Source organism: Streptomyces sp. NPDC017520, assembly GCF_044329855.1.
In the GTDB taxonomy this organism is placed as follows: Bacteria; Actinomycetota; Actinomycetes; order Streptomycetales; family Streptomycetaceae; genus Streptomyces.
This window is the reverse complement of the sequence record NZ_JBIRKB010000002.1, coordinates 278,358-291,144: the sequence shown is the minus strand read 5'-3', so window position 1 is coordinate 291,144 and position 12,787 is coordinate 278,358. Positions and strand designations below refer to the sequence as shown.

The 12,787-nt window shown below is 71.8% G+C and carries 10 protein-coding genes; 5 read left to right on the top strand and 5 right to left on the bottom strand.

The window, feature by feature from the left end:
- Positions 1-57: 57 nt before the first annotated feature.
- The gene (gene dnaE, locus ACH4KB_RS05380; protein WP_069757080.1) at positions 58-3,594 is read left to right on the top strand and encodes a DNA polymerase III subunit alpha; all 3,537 of its coding nucleotides are present in this window, start codon (positions 58-60) and stop codon (positions 3,592-3,594) included.
- Between the two features lie 106 nt (positions 3,595-3,700).
- On the opposite strand, the gene ACH4KB_RS05375 is transcribed toward dnaE, so the two are convergent.
- On the bottom strand, positions 3,701-3,880 hold the full coding sequence (locus tag ACH4KB_RS05375; protein ID WP_018957500.1) for a hypothetical protein: 180 nt from the start codon (positions 3,878-3,880) through the stop codon (positions 3,701-3,703).
- A gap of 357 nt (positions 3,881-4,237) precedes the next feature.
- On the opposite strand from ACH4KB_RS05375, the gene ACH4KB_RS05370 reads away from it, so the two are divergent.
- The 4 genes from ACH4KB_RS05370 (at position 4,238) to ACH4KB_RS05355 (ending at position 8,375) form a co-directional block, all read left to right on the top strand.
- Positions 4,238-5,503 (top strand): NYN domain-containing protein, encoded by a 1,266-nt coding sequence (locus tag ACH4KB_RS05370; RefSeq protein ID WP_398063782.1) that lies wholly within the window; start codon positions 4,238-4,240, stop codon positions 5,501-5,503.
- A 128-nt stretch (positions 5,504-5,631) separates the two neighbouring features.
- Positions 5,632-6,615, top strand: coding sequence for an ABC transporter ATP-binding protein (locus tag ACH4KB_RS05365; protein ID WP_398064642.1), 984 nt, complete (start codon positions 5,632-5,634; stop codon positions 6,613-6,615).
- Positions 6,616-6,736: 121 nt separating this feature from the next.
- Positions 6,737-7,579, top strand: coding sequence for an ABC transporter permease (locus ACH4KB_RS05360; protein WP_398063780.1), 843 nt, complete (start codon positions 6,737-6,739; stop codon positions 7,577-7,579).
- A 37-nt stretch (positions 7,580-7,616) separates the two neighbouring features.
- Positions 7,617-8,375 (top strand): ABC transporter permease, encoded by a 759-nt coding sequence (locus ACH4KB_RS05355; RefSeq protein WP_398063778.1) that lies wholly within the window; start codon positions 7,617-7,619, stop codon positions 8,373-8,375.
- A gap of 145 nt (positions 8,376-8,520) precedes the next feature.
- On the opposite strand, the gene ybaK is transcribed toward ACH4KB_RS05355, so the two are convergent.
- The 4 genes from ybaK to ACH4KB_RS05335 all read right to left on the bottom strand — a co-directional run bounded on the left by ybaK (position 8,521) and on the right by ACH4KB_RS05335 (position 12,665).
- Positions 8,521-9,024 (bottom strand): Cys-tRNA(Pro) deacylase, encoded by a 504-nt coding sequence (gene ybaK, locus ACH4KB_RS05350; protein WP_398063776.1) that lies wholly within the window; start codon positions 9,022-9,024, stop codon positions 8,521-8,523.
- Positions 9,025-9,040: 16 nt separating this feature from the next.
- The gene (locus tag ACH4KB_RS05345; protein ID WP_398063774.1) at positions 9,041-9,799 is read right to left on the bottom strand and encodes an LON peptidase substrate-binding domain-containing protein; all 759 of its coding nucleotides are present in this window, start codon (positions 9,797-9,799) and stop codon (positions 9,041-9,043) included.
- Positions 9,800-9,804: 5 nt separating this feature from the next.
- Positions 9,805-10,845 carry a hypothetical protein gene (locus ACH4KB_RS05340; RefSeq protein ID WP_398063772.1) on the bottom strand — a complete coding sequence of 347 codons (1,041 nt, stop codon included), beginning with the start codon at positions 10,843-10,845 and terminating at the stop codon, positions 9,805-9,807.
- 218 nt (positions 10,846-11,063) lie between these two features.
- Positions 11,064-12,665: an oxidoreductase gene (locus tag ACH4KB_RS05335; RefSeq protein ID WP_398063770.1), complete on the bottom strand. Its 1,602-nt coding sequence runs from the start codon at positions 12,663-12,665 to the stop codon at positions 11,064-11,066.
- Positions 12,666-12,787: the final 122 nt, after the last annotated feature.

Here is a 12,787-nt window from a genome sequence, read left to right as displayed (position 1 = left end):
AGACTTCCACGCTGTCCCCCCGTCCGTCATCGCCCGACTTCCCGGAGGCCCGACGCCGTGACCAAGCCGCCCTTCACGCACCTGCACGTTCACACCCAGTACTCGCTGCTGGACGGTGCGGCGCGGCTCAAGGACATGTTCGAGGCCTGCAACGAGATGGGCATGTCGCACATCGCGATGACCGACCACGGCAACCTTCACGGGGCCTACGACTTCTTCCACTCGGCGACGAAGGCGGGCGTCACGCCGATCATCGGCATCGAGGCGTATGTCGCCCCGGAGTCGCGCAAACACAAGCGCAAGGTGCAGTGGGGACAGCCGCACCAGAAGCGCGACGATGTGTCCGGATCCGGTGGTTACACCCACAAGACGATCTGGGCGTCCAACAAGACCGGACTGCACAACCTCTTCCGGCTCTCCTCCGACGCGTACGCTGAGGGCTGGCTCCAGAAGTGGCCTCGGATGGACAAGGAGACCATCTCCCAGTGGTCCGAGGGCCTCATCGCCTCCACCGGCTGCCCCTCCGGCGAGGTGCAGACCCGGCTGCGGCTCGGCCAGTTCGACGAGGCGGTCCAGGCGGCCTCCGACTACAAGGACATCTTCGGGGCGGACAAGTACTTCCTGGAGCTGATGGACCACGGCATCGAGATCGAGCGCCGGGTCCGCGACGGGCTGCTGGAGATCGGCAAGAAGCTCGACATCCCGCCCCTCGTGACGAACGACTCCCACTACACGTACGCCCACGAGGCCACCGCCCACGACGCCCTGCTCTGCATCCAGACCGGCAAGAACCTCTCGGACCCCGACCGCTTCCGCTTCGACGGCACGGGCTACTACCTCAAGACGACGGACGAGATGTACGCCGTCGACTCCTCCGACGCCTGGCAGCAGGGCTGCGCCAACACGCTCCTGGTCGCCCAGCAGATCGACACCACCGGCATGTTCGAGGCGAAGAACCTCATGCCGAAGTTCGAGATCCCGGACGGCTTCACGGAGATCACCTGGTTCCAGGAGGAGGTCCGGGTCGGCATGGCCCGCCGCTTCCCGAACGGCGTCCCCGACGACCGGCAGAAGCAGGTCGAGTACGAGATGGACATCATCATCCAGATGGGGTTCCCGGGATACTTCCTGGTCGTCGCCGACTTCATCATGTGGGCCAAGAACAACGGCATCGCGGTGGGCCCCGGCCGTGGTTCCGCCGCCGGATCGATCGTCTCGTACGCGATGGGCATCACCGACCTCGACCCGATCGAGCACGGGCTGATCTTCGAGCGGTTCCTCAACCCCGAGCGCGTCTCCATGCCCGACGTCGACATCGACTTCGACGAGCGCCGGCGCGTCGAGGTGATCCGGTACGTCACCGAGAAGTACGGCGCCGACAAGGTCGCCATGATCGGCACCTACGGCAAGATCAAGGCCAAGAACGCCATCAAGGACTCCGCCCGCGTCCTCGGCTACCCGTACGCGATGGGCGACCGGCTCACCAAGGCCATGCCCGCCGACGTCCTCGGCAAGGGCATCGACCTCAACGGCATCACCGACCCCAAGCACCCGCGCTACAGCGAGGCGGGCGAGATCCGGGGGATGTACGAGAGCGAACCGGACGTCAAGAAGGTCATCGACACCGCCAAGGGCGTCGAGGGCCTGGTCCGGCAGATGGGCGTGCACGCCGCCGGCGTCATCATGTCCAGCGAGCCGATCGTCGACCACGCGCCGCTCTGGACGCGGCACACCGACGGCGTCACCATCACGCAGTGGGACTACCCCCAGTGCGAGTCGCTCGGCCTGCTGAAGATGGACTTCCTCGGCCTGCGCAACCTGACGATCATGGACGACGCCATCAAGATGGTGAAGTCCAACAAGGGCGTCGACCTGGAGATGCTCTCCCTCCCGCTGGACGACCCCAAGACGTACGAACTGCTCTGCCGCGGCGACACGCTCGGCGTCTTCCAGTTCGACGGCGGGCCGATGCGCTCCCTGCTGCGCCAGATGCAGCCCGACAACTTCGAGGACATCTCCGCCGTCTCGGCCCTCTACCGGCCGGGCCCGATGGGCATGAACTCGCACACGAACTACGCGGAGCGCAAGAACGGCCGCCAGGAGATCACCCCGATCCACCCGGAGCTGGAGGAGCCCCTCAAGGAGGTCCTCGGCCTCACCTACGGCCTGATCGTCTACCAGGAGCAGGTCCAGAAGGCGGCCCAGATCGTCGCCGGGTACTCGCTGGGCGAGGCCGACATCCTGCGCCGCGTGATGGGCAAGAAGAAGCCCGAGGAACTGGCGAAGAACTTCGTCCTCTTCGAGGCGGGCGCCAAGAAGAACGGCTTCTCCGACGCCGCGATCAAGGCGCTGTGGGACGTGCTGGTCCCGTTCGCCGGGTACGCCTTCAACAAGGCGCACTCCTCCGCGTACGGACTGGTCACCTACTGGACCGGATACCTCAAGGCGAACTACCCCGCCGAGTACATGGCCGCCCTGCTGACCTCGGTCAAGGACGACAAGGACAAGTCCGCGGTCTACCTCAACGAGTGCCGCCGCATGGGCATCAAGGTGCTCCCGCCCAACGTCAACGAGTCGCTGTCCAACTTCGCCGCCCAGGGCGACGACGTGATCCTCTTCGGCCTGACCGCCATCCGCAACGTCGGCCAGAACGTCGTCGACTCGATCATCCGGTCCCGCAAGGCGAAGGGGAAGTACAGTTCCTTCCCCGACTTCCTCGACAAGGTCGAGGCGGTCGTCTGCAACAAGCGCACCGTGGAATCGCTCATCAAGGCCGGCGCGTTCGACGAGATGGGCCACACCCGCAAGGGGCTCGTCGCCCACCACGAGCCGATGATCGACAACGTGGTGCAGGTCAAGCGCAAGGAGGCCGAGGGGCAGTTCGACCTCTTCGGGGGCGGCGAGGAGGAGAGCGGCGAGCCGGGATTCGGGCTCGACGTGGAGTTCTCCGACATCGAGTGGGAGAAGGCCTACCTGCTCGCCCAGGAACGGGAGATGCTCGGCCTGTACGTCTCCGACCACCCGCTGTTCGGCCTGGAGCACGTGCTGTCCGACAAGGCCGACTCCTCGATCTCCCAGCTCATGGGCGGGGACTACGGTGACGGCGCCATCGTCACCGTCGGCGGCATCATCTCCGGCCTCCAGCGCAAGATGACCAAGCAGGGCAACGCCTGGGCGATCGCCACCGTGGAGGACCTGGCGGGCTCCATCGAGTGCATGTTCTTCCCCGCCACCTACCAGCTGGTCTCCACCCAGCTCGTCGAGGACACCGTCGTCTTCGTCAAGGGACGGCTCGACAAGCGGGAGGACGTTCCCCGGCTGGTCGCCATGGAGATGCAGGTCCCCGACATCTCCAACGCCGGGACCAACGCGCCCGTCGTCCTCACCATCCCCACCGTCAAGATCACCCCGCCCATGGTCACCCGGCTCGGCGAGGTGCTCAGCCACCACCGGGGCGACACCGAGGTGCGCATCAAGCTCCAGGGCCCCCGCAAGACCACGGTGCTCCGGCTCGACCGGCACCGGGTCAAGGCCGACTCGGCCCTCTTCGGCGACCTGAAGGTGCTGCTCGGCCCGGCCTGCCTGGCCGGCTGAGCAGGCGAGCCGCCGGCGACGCGAACGGCGAGAGGGGCGTCCCGCACGCGCGGGACGCCCCTCTCGCTGTCCTTGATGCCAGTCTCTACCGCGAGCGGCCGACGGGTCAGTTGTGGCCGAAGCGTCGCTGATGCTTGCGCGCCACGTCGGACGGGCTGCCCTGGGCCTGCGCCTGCGGCTGGTTCTGCGACTCGTACGCCGTCGACTTGGCCTGCTCCGCGCTGCGCTCCGACGCGGACGCGCGGTCGTGCTGGCTGCCCTGCTTGCGGTTCTTGTTCTTGGCCATGGTGAATGCCTCCTGTGGGGAATCCTGGGGGGCCAGGACCGCTGTCAGATTCACATGGCGCCGCAAACACCGCATGTTGGATCATTACCGTGCGTAGCGGTATCCGCAGTGGGGCCCGGTTCCGCCGCCCTCGCCCGGCTTTTCCGCGTCTCCGCGGCGCCTCGCGCGACGCGTCCTTCCTCCCTTCTCACCCTCCCTTCCCTCTTCCTTCCCTCTTCCTTTCCGGATCCGCCACGCCGATGATCCAGTTCCGGACGTTAACCCCCGCGCGGTCGGGCAGACTCGAAGGAAACCCTGGGTAAGCGGACCCGGTCATCGAGGAGCGGGCCGCTGAACCGTTCCCGAATTCGGAAGAGGGTGGAACGCGTGGACCGTTGCGTCGTCCTGGTGGACGCCGGCTACTTGCTGGGCGCAGCCGCGAGTCTGCTGGCCGGAGAGCCCGCCCGTTCCCGCATCACCGTCGACCACACGGCCCTCATCCAGGGGCTGCGCGAGCGCGCCGAGGCCGACACCCAACAGCCCCTGCTGCGCATCTACTGGTTCGACGGCGCCCCCGACCGGGTCCCCCAGCCCGAGCACCGCCGGCTCCGCGTGATGCCTCGCGTGACCGTCCGGCTCGGCGCCCTGACCCGCAGCGACGGGCGCTGGGCGCAGAAGGGCGTCGATGCCGCGATGCACGCCGAGCTGACCGAACTGGCCAGGAACCGGGCCTGCTCGGACGTGGTCCTGGTGACCGGCGACGGCGATCTGCTGCCCGGTCTGATGTCCGCCAAGGAACACGGGGTCGCCGTCCACCTCTGGGCCGTGCAGGCCGCCGACGGCGACTACAACCAGTCCGAGGACCTCGTCGCGGAGGCCGACGAACGGCGGGTCCTGGACCGGGCCTGGATCACCAAGGCCGTACGCGCCAAGGACCTCGGCGGCACCTGCGCCCCGCCGCCCGTCCCGCGCCCCGAGATCGCCGCGATCCTCTCCGCACCGCTGCCGGAGGCGGCCATCGCCGCCTCCGCCGAACGCGCCTCCGAGGCCCAGGCCGCCGCGGCCCGGAGCGACGCCACCGCCCCCGCGGAGAACACCGCCGCCGCTCCGTCCGACACCCCGTCCGCCCCCGGACACAAGACCGTCCCCACCCCCAAGGACCTGGCCGCGCTGCGCGCCCACGCCACCCACCCGGACCGCCAGCACCCGCCCCAGCCCGCCAACGCCACGCTGCGCTGGTCCTCCGACAAGGGCTGGGTGGAGCGCGGCGGACCCCTCGGCGAGCCGGCGGAGACCGCGTCCCTGCCGACCCTCGCCCAGGTCACCAGCGCCGAACAGCGCTGGGCCGACCGGGAGGAGGACATCACCACCGTCGGCGGCGACCCCTTCGAGGTGGGCCAGGTCTTCGCCCGCCGCTGGATGGAGCGCCTGCCGGAAACCGTCCACCTCCAGAAGCTCTCCACCATGTACCCGCGCATCCCGCACCGGATCGACGGCGAACTGCTGCGTTACGCGGCCCGCTTCGGGCTCCTCGCCCACAAGGACGACCAGATCGACGAGCACGACCGCTACGCGATCCGGGCCGGCTTCTGGCGGGAGATCGACGTGCGGGCCGCCGCCGAGCACGTACCGGCGGGGGAGTAGCCGTCCCGCACCATCCCGTGCCGCCCGGCGACGCGGGGTGGCCCCGGACGTGAACCGGGGCATGTGACCCCGTACCCTCGTACCTCGTGAGTACGGGCACTGCACAGGCGCAGAGGGACACCGGCACCGTGTGCGCGGTGCGCGATCTGGTCAAGACCTATCCCGCCGTCCGAGGCCGCCGGGGCGCCCCCGCGACGCCCGGGATCCGCGCCACCGACAGCATCAGTCTGGACGTCGAGCGCGGCGAGATCTTCGGACTGCTCGGCCCCAACGGCGCCGGCAAGTCCACCCTGGTCCGCCAGCTCACCGGGCTGATGCGGCCCGACTCCGGCAGCGTCGAGGTGCTGGGCCACGACCTCGTACGCCACCCCGAACGGGCCTCCCGGCTGATCGGCTACCTCGGGCAGGAGTCCACCGCCCTCGACGAACTGACCGTCTCGCTCGCCGCCGAGACCACCGGACGGCTGCGCGGTCTCGCCGTTCGGGACGCGCGCGCCGAGCGCGACGCGGTCCTGGAGGAGCTGGGCCTCACCGCCCTCGCCGGGCGGCCCCTGAAGAAGCTCTCCGGCGGTCAGCGGCGGCTCGCCTGCTTCGCCGCCACCCTCGTCGGCGACCGGCCCGTCCTCGTCCTCGACGAACCGACCACCGGAATGGACCCGGTCGCCCGCCGCGCCGTCTGGGCCGCCGTCGACCGCCGCCGGGCGGAGCGCGGGGCCACCGTCCTGCTGGTCACCCACAACGTGATCGAGGCCGAGACCGTCCTCGACCGGGTCGCCGTCCTCGAACGCGGCCGGGTCATCGCCTGCGACACCCCCGCCGGGCTCAAGGAGCAGGTCGCCGGGGAGGTGCGCGTCGAGCTGGTGTGGCGAGAACGGGCCCCGCTGGACGTCCCCGAGGTGGCGGCCCTGCGGCCGTCCGCCCAGGAGTCCGGGCGGCGCTGGGTGCTGCGGCTCGGGCCGGACGAGGCACGGGCGGCGGTCGCCGCGGTGACGGGCGGCGCGGCCTTCGCCGCGCTCGACGATTTCACCCTGGCCACGCCCAGCCTGGAGGATGTCTATCTCGCGCTCGGGGGAGACGCGGCCAATGCGACCAAGGGGCTGGTCAAGGCGTGAACGGCGTGAGAGGTGTGGGCAGGATGAACGGGGTGAGCACGGTGGACGCGATGCGTGGATGCGGCAGTTCGGACGTGTTGTACGGGTGGGACGTGGACGTGTCTCAGGGGGGCAGCCGCAGGTGACGAGCATCATTCCGGCCAGGACCGCACCGCCGGGCGTCCGGCCGGCGCCCGGCACCACCGGCACGGGCCCCGCCCGTACCGTCGCCGCGCCCCTCGCGCCGCGCGCCCGGCTGCTGCCCTCGCTGGCCGCCGTCTACCGCGCCCAGCTCTCCCGGGCGCGCGTCGCCCGGATTCCGCTGCTCTTCGTGGCGACCTTCCAGTCCGTCGGGATCATGGTCCTGATGCGGGGCGTCGTCGACGGCGGTGCGGAGGCCCGCGCGGTGGTCGCGGGATCCAGCGTCCTGGTCGTCGCGTTCGTCGCGCTCAACCTGCTCGCCCAGTACTTCGGGCAACTGCGGGCGGGCGGCGGGCTCGACCACTACGCCACCCTGCCGGTGCCGCCCGCCGCGGTGGTGCTCGGCGCGGCCGCCGCCTATGCCTCGTTCACCGTGCCCGGCACGGTCTTCACGGCGATCACCGGCAGCGTGCTGTTCCAGCTGCCGATGACCCATCTCTGGGTCCTGGTGGCCGTAGTCCCGCTCTCCGGCGCGGCCCTGGCCGGTCTCGGCGCCGCCCTCGGACTGCTCGCCCCGCGCCCGGAGCTGGCGACCCTGCTGGGCCAGCTGGGGATGTCCGCCGCCCTGCTGCTCGGCGTGCTGCCGGCCGACCGGTTGCCGGAGCCGGTGGGGTGGGCGCGTGACCTGCTGCCCTCGACGTACGGGGTCGAGGCGCTGGCCCGGTCCTTCGACGCCCGCCCGGACTGGGGGCTCATCGCCTTCTTCCTGGCGATCTGCGCGGCGGTGGGGGTTCTCTCGCTGGCCGTGGCCACGTGGGCGTACCGGCGGGCCGCCGTACGGTAGGCGCCCGGGTGCGGCATCCGGTGAGGCGCCTCACCGGGTGGCCTGGCACGATGGCACGGTGACCGCACCCCTGACGCCGCCTCACCAGCCCGGCCCCCACGATCCGTGGCAGGCCCCGCCCTCGGGCTCCCACCCAGCACCCTCGGCGGGCGGTCCGGACCACCCGGATACGGCCACGGAGCTCCGTCAGGCCGCCGTTGTCCTTGTTCTGGTCGCGCTTGCGGGCATCGCGCTCGGGTTGCTGTGGCTGTGGCTCGCGCCGCGTGTGCCGCTGATCTCCGACGACACGGCCGTCTTCCTCAAGAACAGCGAGGGCGAGGAGGCGATCGGGGCTGACGGAACCTTCGTCCTGCTGGCCCTCGGCTTCGGCGCGCTCTCGGCCGCCGCCGTTTTCTGGCGGCTGCGTCGCGGGGGCGTCCTCGTCGTCGTGGGGCTGGCGCTGGGCGCGCTGCTCGCCTCGCTGGTGGCCTGGCGGGTCGGCATCTGGCTGGGACCGTCGTCCGACGTGGTGGCGCGGGCCCGGGAGGCCGGCCAGGGCGTGACGTTCGACGCGCCGCTGGAGCTGCACTCGGTGGGGGTGGCGGTGCTGGCGTGGCCGTTCGCGGCGATGGGGATCCACCTGCTGCTCACGGCGGCGTTCGGGCCGCGGGATGTGGAGCCGGAGTGGCCGGGGCCGGGGTACTCGGGGTACTCGGAGTTCTACGGGGGGCCGGTGCAGGGGCCCCTGGCGGGGCCGTCTTCCGGGTCTCCGGGCGGGGGGACGCCTTCTGCGGGTGGGGGCGGTGGGGCGGCCTAGGGTCGCCTGCGGCGGGCCTGTTCCCCTACCCGCCCCTTCCCGGAACCGGGGCGCTGCCCCGGACCCCGCTCCTCAAACGCCGGAGGGGCTGGAGGGTTTGCCGGAGGGGCTGGAAGAGCGGGGTCCGGGGCCCCCGAAAGGGCGCTCAGCCGCCCCGCGCGATCTCCGCGAACACCGCCCCCGTCAGCTCCGCCAGATCCGTTGCCGCCAGTTCGACCTCCAGGCCGCGGCGGCCCGCCGACACGCAGATCGTGGTGTGGGCGCGCGCCGACGCGTCCAGCACCGTGCGCAGGCGCTTGCGCTGGCCCAGGGGGGAGATGCCGCCGCGTACGTAGCCCGTGGTGCGCTCCGCGGCGGCCGGGTCCGCCATCGTGGCGCGTTTGCCGCCCACCGCGGAGGCCAGGGCCTTGAGGTCCAGGGAGCCGGCCACCGGGACCACCGCGACCGTCAGGGCGCCGTCCACGTCCGCCACCAGGGTCTTGAAGACCCGGTCGGGGGAGACGCCCAGGGCCTCGGCGGCCTCCTCCCCGTAGGAGGGGGAGGCCGGGTCGTGGTCGTAGGCGTGGACCGTGAAGGCGGTGCCCGCCGCGGTCAGGGCGACCGTGGCCGGGGTGCCGCCCGACTGCTGTTTCTTGGGTTTCTTCGCCACCGGGGGCCTGTCCTCGTCAGTTGGGGTGGGTGGGGGCCCTGGTCAGGTCGGTCGCGGGGAGCGAGGGCAGGTACCGGATGACGGCGGTCTCCTTGCGCAGCAGCGTCAGCTCCTCGCGCAGCCGGGTCGCCGTGTCCGGGGCCTGGAGCAGGCGCTGCTTGGTGGGGACGTCCAGGACCGTCGCCGCCGCGACCAGGTAGGAGATCACGGACGGGTCGTCGGGGAGGTCGGCGCCGGTCGCCAGGGACCGTTCGCTCGCCCCGGCCAGCCGCTTCTGGTAGGCGCGGAAGGCCCGCAGGACGCCCTCGGCGAGCGCTCCCGCCTCGTCCCCCTCGCCCGGCGGTTCCTCGGACAGCTCCTCGACCTCGGCGGTCAGATACGGGCCGCTCGCCTCGACGGACAGCAGCCTGACCCGGGTGGTGCCGGTGGCCAGGACCTCGAAACTGCCGTCCGCGCGCTCGCGGATCGTCGCCGCGTCGGCGACGCAGCCCACCCGGTGGAAGGTCTGGATCGGGTCGGGGCCGAAGCCCTCCGCCGGGGCGCGCTCGGGAGGAGGGGCGGCCGCGACGGTGTCCGGCATGCCGGTGGCCGTAGGGGCGGTCTCGCGGCCGTCGCGGATCGCGACCACGACGAAGCGGCGAGGTTCGTCCTCGTCGCTCTTCAGCAGTTCCCGCATCATGGCGCGATATCGCTCTTCGAAGACGTTGAGCGGCAGCACCAGGCCGGGGAACAGCACCGCGTTGAGCGGGAAAAGGGGAAGGCGGGCGGTGGTCACAACGCTCAAGCGTAATGGCCCTGGGGGCGGCCGTGGTCGGCCCGGTTGCGCAACGGGGTCAGGGAGGCCGCCTGGAGCCGTGCGCCGTCCCGCGCGTCCAGGAACCGGCCGAGCGCGTCCTCGGACACCGACGACCACGGGAACGACGTCGCGTGCAGGCCGATCAGGTTGAACTGGTGCAGCGCCTCCGTCCAGCGCCCCCGGGCGAGCAGGACGTACGCGAGGAGGTTGCGGACCTCGGCCGGCCACGGATCGCCGGGCCGGTAGGCGGCGGAGAGCCTGATCGCCAGGTCGGCCGCCGCGTCGATCCGCTCCTCCAGTACGGAGGTGGTGCGGCCCGCCGCCTGGGCGTCCAGGAGCAGGGCGAAGGCCGCCCGGGCGGGGAGGGCCTGCACCAGGGAGTCGGGCAGCGCGTCCTCGGCGGCCTGCTCGGCGAAGTCGAAGCATTCGCGGTGCGAGCCGTACCAGGCGGCGGAGAGGTAGCGCAGGGCCGCCACATGGCAGCCGTAGTGGTGCGCGGAGCGCCGTACGGCCTGCTCCCACAGCGCCTCGAAGGCGGTGTGCGTGGCGTGGGTGCCGCGCGCGTGGTCCAGGGCGAGCCGCCACGGCACGGGGTCGCGCGGGTCCGCGTCGGCGGCGGCGGTGATCAGCGGGCCGACCTCGCGGAGCCGTTCCGCGCGGGCGGGCGACTCCCAGGCCCGGCGGACCGACAGCTCCGCCTTGACCAGCAGCGCGTCCGGGTCGCGCGGGGCGGCGGCCAGCCAGTCGACGAGCCAGCCGTCCCGGCCGCGGGCGAAGGCGACGAGCCGGCCGAGGTAGCGGTCCCGGTTCTCCCAGTCGGCGGCGGACCGGGTGGTGGCGAGCAGCTCGGCGGCCGGTTCGTAGTCGCCCAGGGCAGCGGCGACCAGCGCGGGAGAGAGCCGCTCGTCCGGGGCGTCGAGCAGCACCGCGTCATCCGCGGACAGTCCGGCGGACAGCGGAGGGCTGTGCCGGATCATGCGCGCGGTACTGAGCAGAGCGCGAAGGAATGCCATGGTGCAGACCATTGAAAAGCGCTGGTGAGGGCCGCGCCAGAGGTGTGCTGTGAAGCTTCTGTGCCGAGTGAATGGGTTGTATCGGACCGGGTCAAGAAAGGGCAAAGGAAATGCCCTTCGCTGGCTGGATCGCACCCTCCCGTGACGCTCGCCCGTCCCTCCGGTCGCGGGGTGCGGGCGGCCGGGGCCCTGGCCCCGACCGCCCACGACCCCGTGAAGAGCTCCCGGGGTCAGCCCCTGCGCAGCATCCGGGACGCCCCCGCCGCCACAGTGGTGGCCAGAATCCACCCCACCAGCACCAGGCCGGCCGCGGCCCACTGCCAGGCGTCCTCCATCCGCCAGTAGCCGTCCTGCCCGAGGTTGATCACCGGGATCAGCAGATCCAGCGCGTACAGGGCGGGGTTCCACTGCGGGTGCTCCTCGCCCTTGATGGAGGCCGGAACGTGCTGCGCGAACGCCGCCGTGCCCGCCGCCCACAGCACCGCCATCCACACCGCGGCCCGCCCCGGCCGGTAGCCGTACGCCACCGTCCAGTCCTGGAGGTAGCCCCACGCCTTCGCGGCGGGCGGCAGCGTCTCGCGGCGGCGGCGCTGCTTGGCCAGCAGCACCTCGCGCGCGTCCGCGTCCTCGCCGCAACTGCGCATCACCGTGGCCAGCCGCTCGTACGGCTCGGGGACGTACTCCGGGGTCGCGGCCTGCACCCACTCCAGCCTGCGGGAGAGCGGGAAGTGGCCGTAGGGGACGAGGTTCTCGTAGACGAAACCGCCCATCGCCAGACCGCCCGGGCCCGGCCAGCTCGTCGACAGGTCGATCAGGGTCACCACCTTCGCGCCGTTCAGCACGACCCGGCCCTCCTCCGGGCGCTCCGCGTTGAACCGGAGCTCCGGCGTCACGATCCGGCGCAGCGACAGCTCCTCCTGCCGGGTCATGGTGAACCGGGCCTTGTGCAGGTCCACCGCGTCCCCGAACCGCCCGTCGTCCAGCCGCACCCCGCCCCGGCACTCGAAGATCTGCGAGCGGGTGCCGCGCGCCGGCGTCGGGGCGTAGACCACGCCGTACGGGGGAGTGGTGCCCTGGTTCCCCGTGTCGACGCTCACCCACGCCTCGGTCATGTAGAGCGTGCGCTCCACCGTCAGCTGCGGGGCGTTCAGCGCGCGACGGTCCTCCGCGGCGCGCAGCCGGCTGCCGCGCAGGCTCAGCGAACCGCCGATCTTCGCCCCGCGCAGGCTCAGCTCGCCGAGCGTCTCGATCATCTCGGCCTGGAGGTCCTGGGCGACCGCCATGCCGTCCCCGACGACGGCCCGACCGTGTCGGTCCGGGCCGACGCTGAGCTGGTTGATCAGCAGGTCCGTGCCGATCTGGGCGTCGGTCAGCCGGATGCCCCGGTCGACCCGGCAGCGCGGCAGATGCAGATCGCCCTCCGTGTGCAGCCGCGCGGCCTCCAGCCGGGGCAGCGCGCACCCCACCAGCCGCAAGGTCGTGAAGTGGCACTCGGGGAGCACCACCTCCTGCTCGAAGCGGCAGCCGGTCAGCTCCACGTACGGAGCCACCCGGCCGCCCGCCAGGTCCAGCTTTCCGGTGATCCGCACCCCCCGGAGCTTCAGCGCCGCCACCCGGCCGGGCCGGGCCGGCGGGCCGCTCAGCAGCAGCCGCGCCACCGTGCGCGCGCCGACGCTCCGCTCGGGCCCCCACAGCTGCGGGGCGAACGGGTCGTTGTGGGACGGGTCGTAGCTGCGTAAGTCGTAGGTGGTCCCGTTGCGGAAGGACTGCCACATGCCCAGCTCCGCTGCGCTGAGGCCGTCCGGGATATCGCCTTCGTGCGGCTCGGTCACGGCCGCTCCCTCCGTGCACACATGCTGTAGTGCTGTTCTTCCCTCCGTGTGACGCTGTGAAAGCTAGCGGTCAGCAGTGACAGCCGGACATGGCCGAGACACGTATCGGCCACTGGTACGGA